Below are 20,741 nucleotides of genomic sequence, written 5' to 3' on the forward strand. Positions count from 1 at the left end.
ATCGCTCAGGCTGCAGCCTTGGCTTTTTCCTTCAGCAACTGAGCAACGCGCTCAGATGGCTGTGCGCCAACGCTCAGCCAGTAGTTCAGGCGTTCTTCGTTTACGGACAGACGAACTTCCTGACCACGGGCAACAGGGTTGAAGAAACCAACCTGCTCTTTGTGGGAACCGTCGCGCGGGTTGCGGCTGTCGGTTACGGTCAGGTGGTAAAACGGGCGCTTTTTGGAGCCGCCAAGGGCAAGACGGATTGTTAGCATGTGAACATCGTTCCTGTAGTCGGTGCTGCAAATCTAAATGCACAGCGGGCATGGGTGCCCGAAAGGCCGCATATTCTAAGGAATATCCGGACTTTTGCAAATGACTTTTTCCGGCGCCTGTGGCATGCCGTGCAGATTTGCGGTAGAGCCGTCGTTGAAAACGGCCGGTCAGCTCCCGCCGTGTGCGGGTTTGCCGTGGATCCCGCATCCTTGCGGGCTCTGCGCCGGTGCGACGACCGGCGCGGATTCTTCAGAGCTTGGGCATGCCGCCGCCGGGCATCATGCCGCCCAGGCCGCGCATCATCTTCGCCATTCCGCCCTTGGCGGAGAACTTCTTCATCATCTTCTGCATCTGCTTGTGCTGCTTGATCAAGCGGCCGATGTCCTGCACCTGGGTGCCGGAACCCAAGGCGATCCGGCGCTTGCGCGAGCCGCTGATCAGCTCGGGGTCGCGGCGTTCGGCCGGGGTCATGGAGTTGATGATGGCCTCCATCTGCTTGAACTGCTTCTCCGCCGCGTTCTGGGCGTTGCCCATCTGCGACAGGTTCACGCCGCCGATGTTCGGCAGCTTGTCCATGAGCCCGCCGAGGCCGCCCATGTTCTTCATCTGTTGCAACTGATCGCGGAAGTCTTCGAGGTCGAAGCCCTTGCCCTTCTTCAGCTTCTTGGCCAGCTTGTCGGCCTTTTCCTTGTCGAGGGTCTGCTCGGCCTGCTCGATCAGGCTGAGCACGTCGCCCATGCCGAGGATCCGCGAGGCGATCCGCTCAGGATGGAACGGCTCGAGCGCTTCGCTCTTCTCGCCCATGCCGATGAACTTGATCGGCTTGCCGGTGATCGAGCGCACGGACAGCGCGGCGCCGCCACGGGCATCGCCGTCGACCTTGGTCAGGATCACGCCGGTCAGCGGCAGCGCATCGCCGAAGGCCTTGGCCGTGTTGGCGGCGTCCTGGCCGGTCATGGCATCGACCACGAACAGGGTTTCCACCGGATTGACCGAGGCGTGCAGCGCCTTGATCTCGACCATCATCTCTTCGTCGATGTGCAGGCGGCCGGCGGTGTCGACGATGACCACGTCGATGTACTTGAGCTTCGCTTCCTTAATAGCCGCCTGGGCGATGTCGACCGGCTTCTGGCTCAGGTCGGACGGGAAGAAGGTCACGCCGATGTCGTTGGCCAGGGTTTCCAGCTGCTTGATCGCCGCCGGACGGTAGACGTCCGCCGACACGACCATCACCGACTTCTTCTTGCGTTCCTTGAGGAAGCGCGCCAGTTTGCCGGCGGTGGTGGTCTTGCCGGCGCCCTGCAGGCCGGCCATCAGCACCACGGCCGGCGGCACGGCACTCAGGTTCAGGTCTTCGTTGGCCGCACCCATCAGGCTTTCGAGCTCGGCCTGGACGATCTTCACGAACGCCTGGCCCGGCGTCAGGCTGCGCGACACCTCGGTGCCGACGGCGCGCTCCTTGACCGAATTGACGAAGTCCTTGACCACCGGCAAGGCGACGTCGGCTTCGAGCAACGCCATGCGCACTTCGCGCAGGGTGTCTTTGATGTTGTCCTCGGTCAGCTTCGCCTTGCCGGTGACATGGCGCAGCGTCTGCGAGAGACGGTCGGTTAGGTTTTCAAACATTGCGCGATCCTTTCAGGCCCTGTGTAGACCGGGATAATGGCGGCCCGAACCGGAATCAAACAGGTGGCCGGCGAGCCTGCGGCGTGGGCAGGCGGCGGATTATAGCGAAGACTGCGGCCGGCGGACACCTCGCCGTCGGGTCATGCGGTCTTTCGTGCCGTGGCCGTTCTATGCCACACTCAGCGCCTTTCGGGCTTGCCTAACAGGACTTATGCTCCCCTTGTCACCCAGTTTGCTGACCACCCTCGCCGCCGCCCTTCTGTACGCCGCTGCGACCCTTTATCAGGGCACCCGCCTGGCCACCGGCGCCAAGGCCGACAAGCGCCGGCTGGTCACGCTCGGCGTGCTGGCGGTGCTGGCCCACGGCGCCAGCCTGCTCGCCCATCTGCTGACCCCGGTCGGCCTGGCCCTGGACTTCTTCAGCGCCTCGAGCCTGATCGCCGCCGCCGTCATCGCCCTGACCTTGCTGGCCTGCTCGCGGATCCCCGTGGAGAACCTGCTGGTGCTGCTGTTCCCCCTCGGCGCCGTCACGGTGCTGCTGGCCCAGTTCGCCCCCACCGGCACGGTGCAGGTGATCGACGAAGAGCCGGGCATCCTGGCCCACATCCTGCTGTCGATCCTCGCCTATGGCATGTTCACTATCGCGGTGTTCCAGGCCTTGCTGCTGCTGGTGCAGGACCACCAGCTCAAGCACAAGCACCCCTCCGGGCTGATCCGCAACTTCCCGCCGCTGCAGACCATGGAAAGCCTGCTGTTCGGCTTCCTGTGGGCCGGCTGGACGCTGCTGTCGCTGTCGCTGATCTCCGGCTGGCTGTTCGTCGAAAACCTGTTCGCCCAGCACCTGGTGCACAAGACCCTGCTCGCCTGCCTGGCCTGGGTCGTGTTCAGCGTGCTGCTGTGGGGCCGCAACCGCCTGGGCTGGCGCGGCCACAAGGCGATCCGCTGGACCCTCGCCGGTTTCTGCCTGCTGATGCTTGCGTACTTCGGCAGCAAACTGGTCCGCGAATACATCCTGCACATCTGACGGGCGACATAAATGGACGGTTTGCCCATAGGGCCGATGATCGCGGCGTTCATCCTGCTGATTCTGTGGTCGGGCTTGTTCACCGCCGTCGAAACCGCACAGCAGCACCTGCTGGCGCAGCGCACCGCGTCCCGGGCCAGCGACAAGCCGCTGGCCAGACTCGCCTTTGCGCTCGACAGCCTGATCTTCTGCAACACCCTGTGCCGAACCCTGGCCGTGGTGCTGGCGACGCTGCTGGCGATCTTTCTCTGCGCAGAGCACGGCCCCTGGGCCGCGAGCCTCGGCGCCGTCGCGGCGCTGCTGATCTTCGCCGACCACTTCCCGCGCACCCTCGCCCGCCGCTACCCCGACGCCGTGCTGTCGTTCGGCAACGCGCTGCTGCCGGTGCCAATGAAGATCGTCTTCCCGGTCGCCTGGCTGTTCGCCGCCGCCAGCCGATTGCTGATGCGCCCGCTCGAACGCAAGGCCCAGGTCGTGCAGCAGAGCGAGGACGACACTCCGGCGGACCGCGAGGCCGCAGACCACCCCGCCGGCCGGCCCCACCCGGTCGCGGGCATCCACGCGCTGGACAACATCACCGTCAATGACATCCTGGTGCCTCGCAGCGACGTCGACGGCATCAACCTCGACGACTCGATCGAAGAGATCACCGAACAACTGCGCCGCAACAAGCGCACCCGCCTGCCGGTGTTCCACAGCGACATCAACCAGGTGGAAGCGGTGCTCAACACCCGGCAGATCCGCCACTTGCTGGACAACGGCCAACTGACCCGCGAAGCCCTGCTGGCCGCCAGCTACGAGCCGTACTTCGTGCCCGAAAGCACCCCGCTGCAGTTGCAGCTGCTGAATTTCCACAAGCAGCAGCGGCGCCTGGGCATGGTGGTGGACGAGTACGGCGAGGTGCTCGGCATCGTCACCCTGGAAGACATCCTGGAAGAGATCGTCGGCGAATTCGAAAGCGAGCACAGCCTCGACAACCCGCACATCCACCCCCAGGCCGACGGCCGCATGGTGATCGACGGCGCCGCCTCGATCCGCGAACTGAACAAGTGCCTGGGCTGGCACCTGCCGAGCGACGGGCCGCGCACCCTCAACGGCCTGGTGACCGAAGCCCTGGAAAGCATCCCGGAAAGCGCGGTGTGCCTGAAGATCGGCCGCTACCGGCTGGAGATCCTCGAAACCGAGGAAAACCGCGTGAGCAAGGTGCTGATCTGGCACACCAGCCCGATGCCTGCCAAGGCCTGACCTGCGCGGGGCCTTCTCCTCTTGTTTGATCGTTAGCCGGCTTCCTATAATCGGGGCGCTTACCCAGCCCTGCCGAACCGCGCGCCTACCCGGCAAGCGACAGGTTCCGGCCTGACCACCGGCAATGTCCGCACCACACCGACGACTGTTCCTACCTGAAACAGCGCTCGCGCCTCATCCCACATCCCTGGGTGTTCGACCATAATAATTCGCTCCAATGGAGCTCATGACTGTCAGGGATCACCGCATGACGACCCATACCGCTTACCGCGAAACCGACGCCGCCCAGCCGACCAACTCCACCGCCCGCGTGGCCACGGCGAGCTTCATCGGCACCGCCATCGAGTTCTACGACTTCTACGTCTACGCCACCGCCGCCGCGCTGGTGATCGGGCCGGTGTTCTTTCCGCAGACCTCCGGCACGGCGCAGATGCTCTCGGCCTTCCTCACCTTCGGCATCGCGTTCCTCGCCCGCCCCTTGGGCTCGGCGCTGTTCGGCCATTTCGGCGACCGCATCGGGCGCAAGTCGACGCTGGTGGCTTCGCTGCTGCTGATGGGCGTCTGCACCACCCTGATCGGCGTGCTGCCGGGCTACGACAGCATCGGGGCCTGGGCGCCGGTCCTGCTCTGCGTGCTGCGCTTCGGCCAGGGGTTGGGGCTGGGCGGCGAATGGGGCGGCGCGGCGCTGCTGGCCACCGAAAACGCGCCGAAGGGCAAACGGGCGTGGTTCGGCATGTTTCCGCAGCTTGGCCCTTCCATCGGCTTTCTGGTGGCCAACGGCCTGTTCCTGGCATTGGCCATGGGCCTGAGCGACGAACAGTTCCGCAGCTGGGGCTGGCGGATCCCGTTCCTGCTCAGCGCGGCGCTGGTGATGGTCGGCCTCTACGTGCGCCTCAAGCTCCATGAAACCCCGGTGTTCGCCAACGCCATCGCCCGCCAGGAGCGGGTCAAGGTGCCGCTGGTCGAGCTGTTCAGCCAATACTGGGCCCCGACCCTGCTGGGGGCGGCGGCCATGGTGGTGTGCTACGCGCTGTTCTACATCTCGACGGTGTTTTCCCTGAGCTACGGGGTGTCCACCCTCGGCTACAGCCGCGAAACCTTCCTCGGGCTGCTGTGCTTCGCGGTGCTGTTCATGGCGGCGGCGACGCCGTTGTCGGCCTGGGCCAGCGACCGCTACGGGCGCAAGCCGGTGCTGATCGGCGGCGGGGTGCTGGCGATCCTGTCCGGCTTCCTGATGGAGCCGCTGCTGACCCAGGGCTCGACGGCGGGCGTGGCGCTGTTCCTGTGCATCGAGCTGTTTCTGATGGGCGTGACGTTCGCCCCGATGGGCGCTTTGCTGCCGGAGCTGTTTCCGACCCATGTGCGCTACACCGGCGCATCAGCGGCCTACAACCTGGGCGGCATCGTCGGAGCCTCGGCGGCGCCGTTCTTTGCCCAGAAGCTGGTGGCGATGGGGGGATTGGGTTACGTCGGCGGGTATGTGTCGGGGGCGGCGGTGCTGAGCTTGATCGCGGTGCTCTGCCTGAAGGAAACGCGCCACAACGATCTGAATCAGGTTGCCTGACAGAAGACCAAAAGCATCGCGGGCAAGCCCGCTCCCACAGTGCCGGTGTCGCACACAGAACCTGTGAACACCGCTTAACGTGTGGGAGCGGGCTTGCCCGCGATAGGCGCGCCTCGGTTTACAGCTCGACCACGACAGCCTTGGACGCGCGGGTCGCCTTGGCACGGGCCGCTTCGATCGATTCGTCACGGGCCAATGCCACGCCCATGCGGCGCTGGCCGTTGACTTCCGGCTTGCCGAACAGGCGCAGCGCGGTGTCCGGCTCGCTCAGGGCGGCGCCGAGGTTGGCGAAGGCGGTCTGGGTCGACTGGCCTTCCACCAGGATCACCGCCGACGCCGACGGGCCGAACTGCCGGATCAACGGCACCGGCAGGCCGAGGATCGCCCGGGCGTGCAGGGCGAACTGGGACAGGTCCTGGGAAATCAGCGTCACCAAACCGGTGTCGTGCGGGCGAGGCGACACTTCGCTGAACCACACCTGGTCACCCTTGATGAACAGCTCGACGCCGAACAGGCCGCGGCCGCCCAGGGCCTCGGTCACCGCCTTGGCAACGCGCTCGGACTCCGCCAGCGCCACCGGGCTCATGGCCTGCGGCTGCCACGACTCCTGGTAGTCGCCCTTCTCCTGACGGTGGCCGACCGGCGCGCAGAACGTGGTGCCGCCGATGTGACGCACGGTCAGCAGGGTGATTTCGTAGTCGAAGTCGATGAAACCTTCGATGATCACGCGGCCCTTGCCGGCACGGCCGCCCTCCTGGGCGTAATCCCAGGCCTTCTGCACGTCATCGGCGCTGCGCAGCAGGCTCTGGCCCTTGCCGGAAGAGCTCATCACCGGTTTGACGACGCACGGGAAGCCCAGGTCCCGGACCGCCTTGCTGTAGTCCTCGAAGGTATCGGCGAAGTGGTACGGCGAGGTCGGCAGGTCCAGCTCTTCGGCGGCCAGACGACGGATGCCTTCGCGGTTCATGGTCAGCTGCGCGGCGCGGGCGGTCGGGATCACGGTGAAGCCTTCGGCTTCCAGCTCCACCAGGGTGGCGGTGGCGATGGCTTCGATTTCCGGCACGATGAAATGCGGCTTCTCGGCTTCGATCACGGCGCGCAGGGCGGCGCCGTCGAGCATGTTGATCACGTGGCTGCGATGGGCGACCTGCATGGCCGGCGCATTGGCGTAGCGGTCAACGGCAATCACCTCGACACCCAGGCGTTGCAGCTCGATCACCACCTCCTTGCCCAACTCACCACAGCCACACAGCAATACGCGGGTCGCGGTCGGCGACAATGGCGTTCCGATACGGGTCATCTCAGGTCCTCAAAGCAGCGGATCGTCGAGGGTCGCGGCCAAAGGCGCACTTCCCATGGGGAGAAAGCGCGGCATTTTACATGAACCGCAGGCTTTGGCTTCAGCCGGCGACAGCCTGTTTGCGTTCGCGCCAGGCCATGATCAGCCAGACCGCCGTGACGCCGGCGAACTTGGAGGCCAGCGCGGTGATGATCACAGGCGGGGTCAGCGCGTCGATCATGCCGAAGAAGATGAACGTATCGAGGGGAATGCTCAGGGCCGAACTGAGCCACAGGCGGTCGCGCAGCGGACGCTTGGTGACACTGAACACCAGCCAGTCGATGCACTCCGACACCGCGAACGCCGTGGCGCTGGCCAGCGCGATGGACGGATCGGACGTGACATAGGACAGCACCAGCGCCGCCAGCATCGCCACGATCGCGCCGTGGCCGTAGCGGGTCTGCACCATGTCCCGCAGCACGAACACCAGCCCGCCCCAGGCCGACCAGATGATGTCCAGGTGCGGCGCGCAGGAGAACGCGAAGTTGATGAGCACGACGCTGCTGATGTAGGCGATGAGAAAAAGCATGGGGGCGACCTGTCGGATTGGCGCACAGGGTACTTCAGGCGAGGATTCCGGCCAAGTCGGCCGACGAATTGTATACACCCCTGTGGCGAGGGAGCTTGCTCCCTCGCCACAGGGATCGGTCAGCGTTTGACGGGCATCATGAAGATCAGTCCGCTGGCCTTCGCCCGCTCATGGCACAACCCGAGCACAACCCGCCGCTCGTCGTTGCTCATGCGGCTCCAGCGGGTGATTTCCTCCACCGTGCGCTGGCAGCCGGTGCAGATGTCGTCATCGTCCAGCGCGCAGATGCTCACGCAGGGCGACGCCACCGGGCGTTCGGGGGTGGTCATTCTTCCTGCTCGGCCAGATCGCGCGCGTAACGCTGCGAGTTGTGCACATAGTGCGCGGCGCTGGCTTCGAGCATCCGCTTCTGCGGCTCGGTCAACTCCCGCACGACCTTGCCCGGCGAGCCCATCACCAGCGAGCCGTCCGGGATCTCCTTGCCTTCGCCGATCAGCGAATTGGCGCCGATGATGCAGTGCTTGCCGATCTTCGCGCCGTTGAGGATCACCGCGTTGATGCCGATCAGGCTGTAGTCGCCGACGGTGCAGCCGTGGAGCATGGCGTTGTGGCCGATGGTCACGCCGGTGCCGACGGTCAGCGGGTAGCCCATGTCGGTGTGCATCACCGTGCCGTCCTGGACGTTGCTGTTCTTGCCGATCAGGATCAGTTCGTTGTCGCCGCGCAGCACGGCGTTGAACCAGACGTTGGCGCCCTCTTCCAGCTTGACCTTACCCACCAGCACGGCATTGGGGGCGACCCAGCTCTGCGGATGGGTGTCGACGCGGGCGTCGCCCAGGCGGTATTTCATCGTGTTTTCCTCGGGACTCACGGTGTCGGCCATTCGAACGATGGCTTCAGGTGTTGATGAAGCTTTTGGGCGGTCGGTGCAGGCTGATCTTGGCGTCATACAGCAGATTGATCAACTCGACGATCATGATCGCCGTCAGCCCCCAGATCTTGAACCCGCCGTAGCGGTAGCTCGGCACGTACCAGCTGCGGCCCTGGTAATCGATGCGGTGGGTGTGCTCACGCGGGTCTTCGCGAAAGAACGCCAGCGGCACGCTGAACACTGCGGCGATCTCGGCGTCGTTGGCCTGGTACTCGACGAAGTCGGGAATCACCCCGACGTACGGCGTGACCTTGATGCCGTGCAGGGAGATCAACGGGCTGAGCGGTCCGATCACTTCGACCAGCCCGGGCGCCAGGCCGATTTCCTCTTCGGCTTCGCGCAGCGCCGTGAACACCAGGTCCGGATCCTCCGGGTCACGCCGGCCGCCGGGGAAGGCGACCTCGCCGCCATGGGTCGAAAGCCCGCTGGCGCGCAGGGTGAGGACAAGTTCCGGTTCGTCGTTGCGCGTGATCGGCACCAGGACGGCGGCCTCGGGGAAACGCTTGTCGGTCTCCAGCGTGCGCGGCGTGTGATTGCTGACCCGGTGCAGCAGCTCATCCAGCATAAGTGTTCTCGATCTGTGCCTTACGCTGCATCATGCACCAATCGCCGCAGCCGCCCAACCCCCGAACCGGCGCCATGTCGCGAAACGGCAACTTGCCGTCTGCCACCGCCGCACGCCAAGATAGGCGCAGCCTTCAGGAACCCCAGCATGAAATTTTGCAGCCAGTGCGGCAACCCGGTGACCCAACGCATTCCCGAAGGCGATTCGCGCCTGCGGTTCGTCTGCGACAACTGTCAGACCATTCACTACCAGAACCCCAACATCGTCGCCGGCTGCGTGCCGACCTGGGGCACCAAAGTGCTGCTGTGCCGCCGCGCCATCGAGCCGCGCCTGGGCTACTGGACGCTGCCGGCCGGCTTCATGGAAAACGGCGAGACCCTCGAGCAGGCCGCCATGCGCGAAACCGCCGAGGAAGCCTGCGCCCGGGTGCGCAACCTGAGCATCTACACCTTGATCGACGTACCGCACATCAGCCAGGTGCACGTATTCTTCCGCGCCGAACTGGCGGATCTGGACTTCGCCGCCGGCCCCGAGAGCCTGGAGGTGCAACTGTTCGACGAAGCGGACATTCCATGGGACGAGCTGGCTTTCCGCACCGTGGGCCGTACCTTAGAATGCTTCTTCGCCGACCGGCGCACCGAGGTCTACCCGGTACGCTCCGAGTCGATCCCGCCGCTCGTTCAGCCGGCCATCACTTGATTTGCGCGCCAGCCGGCCGATAACCCGTGTGCGCAGCCCGCGACGGCGGCTGCACGGCATCTATAAATTAAAGTATCTGCTTCATTTTTGGGGAATCGTTTCAATGCGTTGGTTGCTTGCCCTGCTCTGCCTGTCGTTCGTCACCGTCTCCCAGGCGTCATTCGTGACCACCGTGACACCGTCCAACACGCCTCTGATCGAAAAGGTGCTGGTGCTCAAATCGGCCCACCAGCTGCAGCTGATCGCCGACGGCAAGCCGCTCAAGACCTACCGCATCTCCTTGGGCAAAGGCGCGAAAAAGGGCCCGAAGCTGATTGAAGGCGACAAACGCACGCCAGAAGGCTTCTATTGGATCGACTGGCGCAAGACCAGCGACAAATTCAACCTGTCGATGCACATCTCCTACCCCAACATCAGCGATTCGGCCCGGGCCCGCCGCGAAGGCGTCGAGCCCGGCGGGATGATCATGATCCACGGCACGCCGGACTCCGCCGAGAACCCGGAAAACCTGTTCCACACCCTCGACTGGACCGACGGCTGCATCGCCATGCGCAACGTCGACATGCGTGAAGTGTGGAACCTGGTGCCGGACGGCACGATGATCGAAATCCGCCCCTGACCTGTGGTGAGCCCTGTGATGAGCTCCCTCATCACAGAGGTTTCCTACACCCCGCAAAGTTCCCTACAGCCCAAAGAGGCGCCCACAGCCTGAGAGACTGCGCCGCCATTCGTCGCAAACCCGCCCGCCCCTGTCAGATCTGACAGTAGCCAGCCTGCCCCTTCCGGTTTCCAATGACCCCGTCGCCCACCCGCACCGGAGTCACCGCCATGCTCATCCAGCCCCTGCGTACCGTCGCCCCCCTGGCCCTGCGCGAGCCCGAGATCCCCGGCCGCACCGAACCGCCATTGCCTGACGGCTCATGGGGCATCAACCGCGCCGCCGCGCTGGACAACTTCCCCGGCAAGGGCCTGAAGGTGCACATCCCGGAGTGGGCCAACATGAGCCGCGGCGACAAGGTCGATCTGCTGTTCGACAACGGCAAGGTCGACCAGCACACCCTCACCCAGGACAGCGAGGTCAACGAGCGCGTGACCCTGTGGGTGGCGCCGGGGCGCATCACCAGCGGCGCGCACACCCTGAGCTACACCGTCACCCGCCTGAGCCAGGCGCCCGAGCCCTTCGCCCCGCCGGTCCAGCTCTACGTCAAGCTGGAGCTGCCCGGCGGCCAGGACCTGGATCCGGAGGACGGCGCCCATTCCGAACTCTTCCAGTACATCGACCCGGCGCTGGTCGCCGACGGCATCGACAAGGACACCGCCGCCCTGGGCGTCGACATCGTGATCAAGGCCAAGCCCGGCCGCCCGGCCAAGCCCGTCTACCCCAACATCGCCGTGGGCGACGTGGCGACCCTGAGCTGGGGCGGCGTGCTGGTGAGGTCGGCGCCGGTGACCCAGGCGCAGATCGACGCCCCGGACGCCAACCCCCTCACCGTCCACGTCAGCCAGGCGGCGATCCTCGAGGCCGGCGACTCGGGCCCCGAAGGCCTGGCCGTGACCTTCACCCTGCACGACCGGGTCAACAACGCCGCCGAGGACTGGTGCCGGGAGACCCGGATCGTGGTGGACACCGGCAATTCGCGGCTGGGGGCGCCGATCGTCAAGGAGGCGGTCAACAACACGCTGGATCTGGACACCCTGGGCGACGCCGACGCGACCGTGCAGATCGTCGCCCTGGCTCCCGACTTCAAGTTGGGCGACGTGATCATCGCCGTGCTCAAGGGCACCACGCTGGAGGGCGAAGCGGTGGCCGTCGAGGTGCGCGGCCAGCCGCTGACCAACCTGCCGAGCATCGTCGAGCTGAAGATGCCCAACCTCAAGGTGCGCGACCTGGCCAAGACCCAAGCGATCTTCAGCTACCGCGTGGAGCGCGGCGGCTCGCCCGACCTGATCTCCAAGGGCCGCTTCGTCAACATCGTCGGCGAACCCAAGCGCCTGGCCGCGCCCGTCGCCGAGGACGCCCAGGACGGCGCCCTCGACCCGGACCTGCCGGCCGTGCGCGTGCGCATCCCCTACGACCCGCTCATCCAGGAAGGCATGGCCATCGAACTCAAGTGGCTGGGCACCCGGCCCGACACCACCACCTACGACCCGGTGCTGGAGTGGTACTTCCCCAGCAAGGCCGAGGCCGACGACCCGGCCGGCTTCGTGGTGACGGTCGAGGGCCGGCACCTCAAGACGCTGGAGGGCGGCACGCTGGACCTGTCCTACAACCTGCTTCAGGACGACGGCAGCGGCAACATCGTCAGCCGCAGTTCCCTGCACGCCGCGCTGCTCAACGTCGGCGAGCCGCAACTGGAGCTGGTCAAGCCCACCGTCCTCGGCGAGAAGGACGGCGCCCTCGAACCCAAGGACCTGGCCGGCGGCACCAGCAAGGTCACCTGCCCCAACCCGGTCGCCAACCCGACGAAACCCCAGGACGTGATCACCTGGCAGCTGCGCGACGCCGCCGGCAGCGTGATCTACGAGGACAGCAAGACCCTCAACGCCCTCAGCGCCGGCAAGAACGTCGACTTCGCCCTCAGCGCCGCGTTCGTGCAGCAGCACTTCGAGGCCCGGCGCGGGGAGACGCTGACGGCGAGCTACAACATCAAGCGGGCGGAGACGGGCAAGGTGAGCTATTCCAATCCGCTTGAGTTCGTGATCGGCGTGGCGCTGCAGTTGCAGCCGCCGCGCATCCAGCAGGCCGAGGCAGACGGCCAGACCCTGCAGCCGGTGAAGGCCAAGGACACGCTGACCGCCGTCATCCCCGCCGAAGGCCTGCAGCCCGCCGACCTGCTCAGCGTCACCTGGCAGGGCGCGCCGGGCAGCCACGCCGAGGGCACCCACACCACCGAGGCCAAACCGATCAGCCAGAGCGGCTACAGCATCGCCCTGCCGCCCACGGTGCTGGCCTTCAACCTGGGCAAGACGGTCAGCGTGACCTACACCATCAAGCGCGGCGACAAGGTGTTCGTCTCGCCGCCGCTGAGCCTGAAGGTCGGCACCCTGCCGGCGACGGCGCTGAACTCGCCAATCATCACCGACGCCGACGCGAGCAACGTGCTGGATCTGGCGGCACTGGGCAGCAAGGATGTGATGATCCGCGCACAGGACTGGGCGCTGATCGCCGAAGGGCAGCAGGTGTGGATGAGCCTGCACGGACGCAAGTCCGACGGCACGGCGCATGACCGGGTGGTGTGGAGCGGCGGCGCCTCCTATGTCAATGCCACGTGGTTCCAGCAGAAGTACTGGAACCGCAGCTTGGCCAACAGCTACTTCAAGGACCTGGCCGACGGCAGTCAACTGACGCTGAAGTTCAAGGCGGCGCTGGACAAGAGCAACGTGGCGGCCAATGCGGTGGTGTTTGCGGAACGGGTGTATACGGTGAAGGCGGTGCCGTTGGTGGTGCCGGAGATCACATCGGTGAAGGATCCGAAGGACATCGAGATCCCCGACGGCGGCGTCACGTTCGAAAGCAGTGTGACACTCACAGGTACGGCCGCGAAGGGGCAGAAGGTCGAGGTGTTCGACGGCAACATCTCCAAGGGCCAGGCCACAGCGGATCCGACCTCGGGCGTTTGGACGCTGACGGTGTCAGACCTGAGCCTGGCGACGCACCGTTTTACCGCCAAGGCATTGTATGGAGTCGGGAATCAATCGAACGAATGGTTCATTCTGGTGAAGTCGGAGCTGTCGATCGACATCAGCGATATGTACTTGAATGGCAAAAACTATATTCCCACCGGATTGAACTGGGTTCGGAAAGCCGACTTTCCGAACACGACCGCCCAACGCGTTGCATCCAACGGCACTCCGCCTTACCGGTATTCTTCCTCTGCGCCTCAAATAGCAAGCGTAGACAGCACGAGCGGAAAGGTCTCGAGCCAATCCAATGGCACTGCCACCATCACCGTTTCTGACTCGTCATCACAGTCCAAGTCATACTTAGTTCATGTTTCGAATGTCTATCTTGTTCTGGTCAACCGTGCCGCTCTTACAGCCGAGGAGGCAAATACGTGGCGAATATCCGTGGGAGGTTTGTTTCTGGAGGATAACGACCATAACTTTTTGAGCACAGCCTTCGTGCCATCACCCACTTCTCCCGAATACATCAAGTACCACACGGGTCGTAGAAACAATGACTACCCCCAATTTCCGAATCATCCCCTCATATTTATCGAGCAAATTAGCTTCGGAAACTTTAATCAAGGCGTCGAACCTTTTGTTCAAAACCCAAGACTCCCTGCAGTCTGCAGAAAGCTGACATGACTCCTAAGGCAAAAAATGGGGACGGACTTATTTATCCGTCCCGTTTTCATTAGCTGCTCTCACAATTGTTTTCTATTCAGAAAATACCGTTTAAACACGTTTAGAAAAATCTCCACACACCCACCCCACCTTGCGCCATTGCCTACAGCTACGCCAGAATCCGCCGGCTTGTGCGCCTTGGGGGCGGGTTCTATCGTTTGGCGGTCGCTGACGAATCAGTGATCGGGTTTAGCGATCCGACTCCCCACAGACGCAACAATGCCCTGTCTCATTTGCAGTCAACTACCTGCATTTGCGTAATGGTGGCTGTGCGCGGGAGACCTTCGGGTCTACCCGGGGTTTCTGTGACCCGGATCGCTAACCTGCGTACAGCCGCCACCTTTACTTGTTTAGCGATGGGTTGTGGCGGCTCAATCAATCACGGAGCACTTGCCATGTTCAAACCCACCCCCAACCCACCCGAATCCGACCCCACCTCCCCCTACGAATCACCCGACTCGCGCAAGCTCAACGAAGCCGCCGAGCGCGCCCTCGACCATTACCTCAACCCGACTTTCGTCCCGGAGCCTGCGCTCAAAATCAGCAAGCTCTACGCCATTGCCCCCGCCGCCGACAACGAAGAACTGCTGGCCGACGCCTGCGAGACCCTGACCTCGGCCAAGGTCATGGCCAACAACTTTGCGGGATTGCTGGACGGCCAACACCGACACACGGCGCAAGGCATCGCGCAGCTGATCATGCTCGGCGAGCTGGCGGTGAACCGGGTGCTGGACAGCCTGGAGCTGAAGGCCGACGCCACCCTTTAACCCAACGCAAAATCCTGTAGGAGCCAGCCTGCTGGCGATAGCGGTGGGTCAGTCACATGTGATGCCGGCTGACACGCCGCCATCGCCAGCAGGCTGGCTCCTACAGAGAACCGGTCTTGCCACCGCTGGTCGTCTTCAAAAAAAATTTTGACCGATCGCCTTTCACGACATTGCCTGCCGGGCTGATACCACTCGCCACCCCAAGCACGGCCGCAGACGGCGATTTTTTACGCGGGCAAGCCCACCGCTAATACCACTTGAAACCACCCCGCCTAAACACCCCGAATCCACTGGCTTCATGGCCGAGCCGGTGCGTTGACATGGTATTCAAGTGGTATTAGTTTTCGCCCCACAAGCGCACCACAACAACCCTAACCCGCGCCGGAAACCACCGCCATGAACGACCTCCACGCCCTGCGCCCCGACGAGGCCCAGCCGACGCCGCTGTACCTGCAACTGGCGCGCAACCTGGAAGCGGCGATCCATGCCGGCCAGTGGAAAGCCGAGCAGGCGATGCCGTCGGAGCGCAACCTCAGCGAGTCCTTGGGGATTTCCCGGGTGACCGCGCGCAAGGCCCTGGAAGTCCTGCTCGACCAAGGGCTGATCCGCCGGCTGCAAGGCTCCGGCACCTTCATCACCCCACGCCTCGAACAACCCCTGTCGCGCCTGTCGGGCTTCAGCGAGATGCTGCGGCTCAAGGGTTTCGTGCCCAGCTCGCACTGGCTGGAACGGGACATCACCCTGCCGACCCACGAGGAGCTGATCCGCCTGGGCCTGTCGCCCAACGACAAGGTGGCGCGGCTCAAGCGCCTGCGCAAAGCCGACGACACGGTGATGGCCATCGAGATGAGCACCCTGCCCGCCTCGATCATGCCCAAGCCCCAGGCCGTGGGCGATTCGCTCTACGAATACCTCGACGGCATCGGCAAGCCGATTGTCCGCGCGTTGCAGCACATCCAGGCGATCAACGCCTCGGACGAATTCGCCGCGCTGGTGGGCATCGCCCCCGGCACCGCCATGCTGCTGATGACCCGGGTCGGCTACCTCGAAGACAACACGCCCATCGAAGTCACCGACACCTATTGCCGCAACGACTACTACGACTTTGTTGCAGAGCTTCGTAGATAGAGCGCTCAGACGATAAAAAGCTGCGCCGTCAGGCAGCCGAACGAGAGACCCGAACATGTCCGAAGACAACATCCTCACCGCCCACGGCTGGATCCGCGGCCGGCTGATCCACGCACACGGCAAGGTCGTGTCCATCGAGGGCGTGCCCTGCGATCCGGCCGACAACGACCTGCCCTACCTGCTGCCGGGCTTCATCGACCTGCATGTCCACGGCGGCGGCGGCAAGGACATCATGGAAGGCGCCGTGGCCTTCGAGACCATCACCAAGACCCACGTGCGCTTCGGCACCACGTCGCTGCTGGCCACCACGATGACCGCACCGAGCGCCGAGATCGCCAGCGTCCTCAAGGCACTCGGCACGTTCTGCGAGCAGCGTCCCCAAGGCGCCGCCCGGGTGCTCGGCGTGCACCTGGAAGGCCCGTACATCAATCCCGGCAAACTCGGCGCCCAGCCGAACTTCGCGCACACCGCGCTGATGGCCGAGGTCGAGCAATACCTGGCGCTGGCGCCGATCCGGGTGATCACCATCGCCCCGGAAATCGCCGGGCACGATGCGCTGATCCGCGCCTTGAGCGCCCGGGGCGTGCGCCTGCAGATCGGCCATACCCTGGGCAGCTACGAGGAAGGCGTGGCGGCGCTGGAGGCCGGCGCCACCAGTTTCACCCACCTGTACAACGCCATGAGCCCGCTGCATCACCGCGAACCGGGCATCGTCGGCGCGGCGCTGGCCCATGCGAAGTTCGCCGAACTGATCCCGGATCTGCTGCACGTGCACCCCGGCGCGATCCGCGTGGCCTTGCGTTCGATCCCGTGCCTGTACTGCGTCACCGATTCCACCGCCGCCGCCGGCATGCCCGACGGCGAGTACAAGCTGGGCAGCCACACCGTGACCAAATGCCTGGGCGGCGTGCGCCTGCCGGACGGCACTCTGGCCGGCAGCACCTTGACCATGGATCAGGCCCTGCGCAACCTGGTGAAGATCGGCCTGCCGATCGCCGAGGCCTCGCAGCGCCTGTCGCAATTTCCCGCCGACTACCTCGGCATCACCGAACGCGGGCGCCTGCAACCGGGGGCCTGGGCCGACTGCGTGCGGCTGGACCGCTCGCTCACACTGACCGCCGTCATGGTCGAAGGAGAAGACATTGACTTCAAAAATGCTTGAAGAGGCGCTGTCCTCGCATGAAGCCGTGCAGGCGCAACTCGATCAACTCGACGCAGCGATGTCCGAGATCGCCGGGCGCCTGCGCCGTCAGCCGCCGCAGGTGGCGATGACCGTGGCCCGCGGCAGTTCCGACCATGCGGCCAGCTACTTCGCCTACCTGACCATGCAGCAGTTGGGCATTCCGGTGGCCTCGCTGCCGATGTCGGTGGTGACCATGCAGCAGGCGCCGCTCAAGGTCAGCGGCCAGGTGGCGTTCGCCTTCTCGCAGTCGGGCCAGAGCCCGGACCTGGTCAACAGCCTGCGCCTGCTGCGCAAGCGCGGCGCCCTGAGCATCGCCATGGTCAACGCCGAAGCCTCGCCCCTGGAGGCTGCGTGCGAATTCAGCCTGCCATTGCTGGCGGGCACCGAAAGCAGCGTCGCCGCCACCAAGAGCTTCATCGCCACCCTCAGCGCCAGCGCCCGGCTGATCGGCCACTGGAAAGAGGATCCGGAACTGCTGGACGCCCACAACGCGCTGCCCGACGGCCTGCGCGAGGCGGCGAAACAAGATTGGAGCGTGGCGGTCGACGCCCTGCGCGACTGCGAGCGCCTGATGGTGATCGGCCGTGGCGCCGGCTTCGCCATCGCCCAGGAAGCTGCGCTGAAGTTCAAGGAAACCTCGGCGATCCAGGCCGAAGCCTTCAGCAGCGCCGAAGTGCGCCACGGCCCGATGGCCCTGATCGACGAGAACTACCCGCTGCTGGTGTTCGCCCCGCGCGGCGCCGAGCAGGCCGGCCTGCTGAGCCTGGCCGCCGACATGCGCCAGCGCGGCGCCCGCGTGCTGCTGGCCGCACCGGACGACGTGCTCGAACGCGACCTGACCCTGACCCGCGCCGAACACCCGGCCCTGGACCCGATCCTGGCCATCCAGAGCTTCTACGTGATGGCCGCCGGCCTGGCCGTGGCCCGGGGCATGGATCCGGACCAGCCGCGTCACCTGAGCAAAGTCACGCGCACTCACTGAGCCCGAACCGAACGTTTTCCTGATGAGACCGAGCCATGCACAACAACAATAAAGAGCTGACCTTAAGCGCCCCGCTCAGCGGCCCGGTGCTCACGCTCGCCAGAGTCCCGGACGCGGTGTTCGCCGGCGGCGCGATGGGCGACGGCATCGCCATCGACCCGTTGAACGACACCTTGCATTCACCCTGCGCAGGCGTGGTGATCCATGTTGCCCGCACCGGTCACGCGCTCACCGTGCGCGCCGACAACGGCGCCGAACTGCTGCTGCACCTGGGCCTGGACACGGTCGAGCTGCAAGGCGACGGTTTTTCGGTATTGGTCAAGGAAGGCGCCCGGGTCAGCAACGGCCAGCCGCTGCTGCGCTATGACGTGGACAAGGTCGGGCGCCGCTGCAAGAGCCTGGTGAGCCTGTTGATCCTGACCAACGGCGAGGATTTCCAGGCCCGGCCGATCACCCTGAAGAACGTCAAGGTGGGCGAACCGCTGCTGCACATCATCGCCCGCACGCCTCAGGCGGCGAACACCGAGGAGCGGGCAGGCCCCGAGGTGCGTGCGCAGGTGCGGGTCGCCCATCGCGGCGGCCTGCATGCGCGCCCGGCGGCGCTGGTGCGCCAGACCGCGCAAGGGTTCCAGAGCCGCTCGCAGCTGCACTTCGCCGGCAAGTCAGCGCCGTGCAACAGCCTCATCGGCCTGATGGGCCTGGCCGTCGGCGAACAGGATGACGTGCAGGTGAGCTGTCAGGGACCGGACGCCGACGCGGCGCTGCAAGCCTTGATCGCCGCGCTGGCCACCGCCTTGCCGCAAGACCGACACGCCGCCGTGGCGCCGGCGAGCCACCCCGTGCCCAAGCGCCCGGCCGAAGCCGGCGTGCTGCAAGGCGTGTGCGCCGCACCGGGGCTGGTCGACGGGCCGCTGTTCAAACTCAATGCCATCAGCCTGCCGCCCGACGCCGGCGGCCATGATCCCGCCGGCCAACGGCAAGCCTTCGATGCAGCGCTGAACGAGGTGCGCCGGGAAATCGACGGCACCCTCGCCCAGGCGAAAAGGCTCGGGAACACCGACGAGGAAGCGATCTTCGCCGCCCACCTGGCGCTGCTGGAGGATCCGGCCCTGCTCGACGCCGCCGCGCAGGCCATCGACGGGGGCAACGCCGCGACCCACGCGTGGAGCCAGTCCATCGACGCCCAATGCCAGGTGCTGCAACAGACCGGCAGCGCGCTGCTGGCCGAACGCGCCAACGACCTGCGCGACCTCCGGCAACGGGTGCTGCGCGCCCTGCTCGGCGAAACGTGGCACTACGATGTGCCCGCCGGCGCCATCGTCGCCGCCCATGAACTGACCCCCTCCGATCTGCTGCAACTGAGCGGCCAAGGCGTGGCCGGGCTGTGCATGGCCGAAGGCGGCGCCACTTCCCACGTGGCGATCCTTGCCCGGGGCAAAGGCCTGCCCTGCCTCGTCGCCCTGGGCGCTGCGCTGCTGGATCAGGAGCAAGGCCAAGCGGTGGTGCTGGATGCCGACGGCGGCCGTCTGGAACTGATGCCGGGCGCCGAGCGTCTGGCGCAAGTCGGGCAGATCCGCCAGGAGCGCCAAGAGCGCCGTGCCGCCCAACAGCTGCGCGCCCACCAACCCGCCGCGACCCTCGACGGCGTGTCCATCGACGTGGCGGCCAATGTCGCCTCCAGCGCCGAAGCGGCGGACGCCCTGGCCAACGGCGCCGACGGCGTCGGCCTGCTGCGCACCGAGTTCCTGTTCGTCGACCGCCACACCGCGCCGACCGAAGAAGAACAGCGCGCCGCCTGTCAAGCCGTGCTCGACGCCATGGGCGACAAGCCGGTGATCATCCGCACCATCGACGTCGGCGGCGACAAGCAACTCGATTACCTGCCGCTGCCGCCTGAAGCCAACCCGGTGCTCGGCCTGCGCGGCATCCGCCTGTCCCAGGCACGGCCGGAAATCCTCGACCAGCAATTGCGCGCCCTGCTGCAGACCCGCCCGCTGGAGCGCTGCCGGATCCTGTTGCCGATGGTCACCGAGGTCGACGAGTTGCTGCACATCCGCCGGCGCGTCGATGCCCTGTGCGGCGAACTGGGCATCGAACGGCGCCCGGAGATCGGCGTGATGATCGAAGTCCCCGCCGCCGCGCTGCAAGCGGAACAACTGGCCGAGCACGCGGATTTCCTCTCCATCGGCACCAACGACCTGTCGCAGTACACCCTGGCCATGGACCGCGACCACGCGGGCCTGGCCGCACGGGTCGATGCGCTGCACCCGGCGCTGCTGCGGCTGATCGCCATGACCTGCGCAGGCGCGGCGGTGCACGAGCGCTGGGTCGGGGTCTGCGGCGCGCTGGCGTCGGATCCGCTGGCGACGCCGGTGCTGGTCGGGCTGGGCGTGCGCGAGCTGTCGGTGAGCCCGGTGCAGATCGGCGAGATCAAGGACCGCGTGCGCCAGGTGCACGAAACCGAATGCCGACGCCTCGCGCATGGCCTGCTCAAGCTGAGCAGCGCCGCCGCGGTGCGCCATGCCTGTCATCAACATTGGCCGCTGCGCTGACA

Annotated in this window: 18 protein-coding genes; 11 read left to right on the forward strand and 7 right to left on the reverse strand. The window is 65.6% G+C overall.

Annotated features, from left to right (window positions below; genetic code table 11):
- Positions 1-5: 5 nt before the first annotated feature.
- Both rpsP and ffh read right to left on the reverse strand, forming a co-directional pair.
- Complete coding sequence (rpsP, locus tag KVG96_RS19495) at positions 6-257, reverse strand: 30S ribosomal protein S16 (RefSeq protein WP_085581235.1); 252 nt, start codon at positions 255-257, stop codon at positions 6-8.
- Between the two features lie 250 nt (positions 258-507).
- Complete coding sequence (gene ffh / locus KVG96_RS19500; RefSeq protein WP_217893524.1) at positions 508-1,884, reverse strand: signal recognition particle protein; 1,377 nt, start codon at positions 1,882-1,884, stop codon at positions 508-510.
- Positions 1,885-2,095: 211 nt separating this feature from the next.
- Here ffh and KVG96_RS19505 point away from each other — a divergent pair, with 211 nt between their 5' ends.
- From KVG96_RS19505 to KVG96_RS19515, 3 genes are all read left to right on the forward strand, one after another.
- Positions 2,096-2,908, forward strand: a complete 813-nt coding sequence (locus KVG96_RS19505; protein ID WP_217893525.1) for a cytochrome C assembly family protein — start codon at positions 2,096-2,098, stop codon at positions 2,906-2,908.
- A 12-nt stretch (positions 2,909-2,920) separates the two neighbouring features.
- Positions 2,921-4,153 carry a transporter associated domain-containing protein gene (locus KVG96_RS19510; RefSeq protein ID WP_217893526.1) on the forward strand — a complete coding sequence of 411 codons (1,233 nt, stop codon included), beginning with the start codon at positions 2,921-2,923 and terminating at the stop codon, positions 4,151-4,153.
- 247 nt (positions 4,154-4,400) lie between these two features.
- Positions 4,401-5,717 carry an MFS transporter gene (locus KVG96_RS19515; protein WP_217893527.1) on the forward strand — a complete coding sequence of 439 codons (1,317 nt, stop codon included), beginning with the start codon at positions 4,401-4,403 and terminating at the stop codon, positions 5,715-5,717.
- A 118-nt stretch (positions 5,718-5,835) separates the two neighbouring features.
- Here KVG96_RS19515 and purT read toward each other — a convergent pair whose 3' ends face one another.
- From purT to KVG96_RS19540, 5 genes are all read right to left on the reverse strand, one after another.
- Positions 5,836-7,017, reverse strand: a complete 1,182-nt coding sequence (purT, locus tag KVG96_RS19520) for a formate-dependent phosphoribosylglycinamide formyltransferase (RefSeq protein ID WP_217893528.1) — start codon at positions 7,015-7,017, stop codon at positions 5,836-5,838.
- Between the two features lie 100 nt (positions 7,018-7,117).
- On the reverse strand, positions 7,118-7,585 hold the full coding sequence (locus tag KVG96_RS19525) for a VUT family protein (protein ID WP_217893529.1): 468 nt from the start codon (positions 7,583-7,585) through the stop codon (positions 7,118-7,120).
- Between the two features lie 119 nt (positions 7,586-7,704).
- Entirely contained in the window at positions 7,705-7,914 is a 210-nt protein-coding gene (locus KVG96_RS19530; RefSeq protein WP_217893530.1) for a DUF1289 domain-containing protein, read from the reverse strand.
- Positions 7,911-8,435, reverse strand: a complete 525-nt coding sequence (locus tag KVG96_RS19535) for a gamma carbonic anhydrase family protein (RefSeq protein WP_217893531.1) — start codon at positions 8,433-8,435, stop codon at positions 7,911-7,913. The genes KVG96_RS19530 and KVG96_RS19535 overlap by 4 nt, the downstream gene beginning before the upstream one ends.
- 46 nt (positions 8,436-8,481) lie before the next feature.
- Positions 8,482-9,081, reverse strand: a complete 600-nt coding sequence (locus KVG96_RS19540) for a CoA pyrophosphatase (protein WP_085581219.1) — start codon at positions 9,079-9,081, stop codon at positions 8,482-8,484.
- Positions 9,082-9,228: 147 nt separating this feature from the next.
- Here KVG96_RS19540 and KVG96_RS19545 point away from each other — a divergent pair, with 147 nt between their 5' ends.
- The 8 genes from KVG96_RS19545 (at position 9,229) to ptsP (ending at position 20,739) form a co-directional block, all read left to right on the forward strand.
- Positions 9,229-9,780: an NUDIX hydrolase gene (locus KVG96_RS19545; protein ID WP_217893532.1), complete on the forward strand. Its 552-nt coding sequence runs from the start codon at positions 9,229-9,231 to the stop codon at positions 9,778-9,780.
- A 103-nt stretch (positions 9,781-9,883) separates the two neighbouring features.
- Complete coding sequence (locus KVG96_RS19550) at positions 9,884-10,399, forward strand: L,D-transpeptidase family protein (RefSeq protein WP_217893533.1); 516 nt, start codon at positions 9,884-9,886, stop codon at positions 10,397-10,399.
- A 209-nt stretch (positions 10,400-10,608) separates the two neighbouring features.
- Complete coding sequence (locus KVG96_RS19555) at positions 10,609-14,088, forward strand: Ig-like domain-containing protein (RefSeq protein ID WP_217893534.1); 3,480 nt, start codon at positions 10,609-10,611, stop codon at positions 14,086-14,088.
- Between the two features lie 434 nt (positions 14,089-14,522).
- A complete protein-coding gene (locus KVG96_RS19560) occupies positions 14,523-14,894 on the forward strand; it encodes a DUF6124 family protein (RefSeq protein WP_217893535.1) in 372 nt (123 codons plus the stop codon).
- Positions 14,895-15,290: 396 nt separating this feature from the next.
- Entirely contained in the window at positions 15,291-16,022 is a 732-nt protein-coding gene (locus KVG96_RS19565; RefSeq protein WP_217893536.1) for a GntR family transcriptional regulator, read from the forward strand.
- Positions 16,023-16,077: 55 nt separating this feature from the next.
- Complete coding sequence (nagA, locus tag KVG96_RS19570) at positions 16,078-17,184, forward strand: N-acetylglucosamine-6-phosphate deacetylase (protein ID WP_217893537.1); 1,107 nt, start codon at positions 16,078-16,080, stop codon at positions 17,182-17,184.
- Positions 17,165-18,187 (forward strand): SIS domain-containing protein, encoded by a 1,023-nt coding sequence (locus KVG96_RS19575; RefSeq protein ID WP_217893538.1) that lies wholly within the window; start codon positions 17,165-17,167, stop codon positions 18,185-18,187. The genes nagA and KVG96_RS19575 overlap by 20 nt, the downstream gene beginning before the upstream one ends.
- Before the next feature lie 35 nt (positions 18,188-18,222).
- Entirely contained in the window at positions 18,223-20,739 is a 2,517-nt protein-coding gene (ptsP, locus tag KVG96_RS19580; RefSeq protein WP_217893539.1) for a phosphoenolpyruvate--protein phosphotransferase, read from the forward strand.
- Positions 20,740-20,741 lie beyond the last annotated feature (2 nt).

Origin of the sequence: Pseudomonas ekonensis, assembly GCF_019145435.1 — a bacterium.
GTDB lineage: Bacteria > Pseudomonadota > Gammaproteobacteria > Pseudomonadales > Pseudomonadaceae > Aquipseudomonas > Aquipseudomonas ekonensis.

Coding starts and splice junctions, on each gene's coding strand:
- KVG96_RS19545 (WP_217893532.1), top strand. CDS start 9,229: ATGAAATTTTGCAGCCAGTGCGGCAACCCGGTGACCCAACGCATTCCC.
- ptsP (WP_217893539.1), top strand. CDS start 18,223: ATGCACAACAACAATAAAGAGCTGACCTTAAGCGCCCCGCTCAGCGGC.
- KVG96_RS19550 (WP_217893533.1), top strand. CDS start 9,884: ATGCGTTGGTTGCTTGCCCTGCTCTGCCTGTCGTTCGTCACCGTCTCC.
- purT (WP_217893528.1), bottom strand. CDS start 7,017: ATGACCCGTATCGGAACGCCATTGTCGCCGACCGCGACCCGCGTATTG.
- ffh (WP_217893524.1), bottom strand. CDS start 1,884: ATGTTTGAAAACCTAACCGACCGTCTCTCGCAGACGCTGCGCCATGTC.
- KVG96_RS19505 (WP_217893525.1), top strand. CDS start 2,096: ATGCTCCCCTTGTCACCCAGTTTGCTGACCACCCTCGCCGCCGCCCTT.
- KVG96_RS19540 (WP_085581219.1), bottom strand. CDS start 9,081: ATGCTGGATGAGCTGCTGCACCGGGTCAGCAATCACACGCCGCGCACG.
- KVG96_RS19525 (WP_217893529.1), bottom strand. CDS start 7,585: ATGCTTTTTCTCATCGCCTACATCAGCAGCGTCGTGCTCATCAACTTC.
- nagA (WP_217893537.1), top strand. CDS start 16,078: ATGTCCGAAGACAACATCCTCACCGCCCACGGCTGGATCCGCGGCCGG.
- KVG96_RS19555 (WP_217893534.1), top strand. CDS start 10,609: ATGCTCATCCAGCCCCTGCGTACCGTCGCCCCCCTGGCCCTGCGCGAG.
- KVG96_RS19565 (WP_217893536.1), top strand. CDS start 15,291: ATGAACGACCTCCACGCCCTGCGCCCCGACGAGGCCCAGCCGACGCCG.
- rpsP (WP_085581235.1), bottom strand. CDS start 257: ATGCTAACAATCCGTCTTGCCCTTGGCGGCTCCAAAAAGCGCCCGTTT.
- KVG96_RS19515 (WP_217893527.1), top strand. CDS start 4,401: ATGACGACCCATACCGCTTACCGCGAAACCGACGCCGCCCAGCCGACC.
- KVG96_RS19560 (WP_217893535.1), top strand. CDS start 14,523: ATGTTCAAACCCACCCCCAACCCACCCGAATCCGACCCCACCTCCCCC.
- KVG96_RS19510 (WP_217893526.1), top strand. CDS start 2,921: ATGGACGGTTTGCCCATAGGGCCGATGATCGCGGCGTTCATCCTGCTG.
- KVG96_RS19530 (WP_217893530.1), bottom strand. CDS start 7,914: ATGACCACCCCCGAACGCCCGGTGGCGTCGCCCTGCGTGAGCATCTGC.
- KVG96_RS19535 (WP_217893531.1), bottom strand. CDS start 8,435: ATGAAATACCGCCTGGGCGACGCCCGCGTCGACACCCATCCGCAGAGC.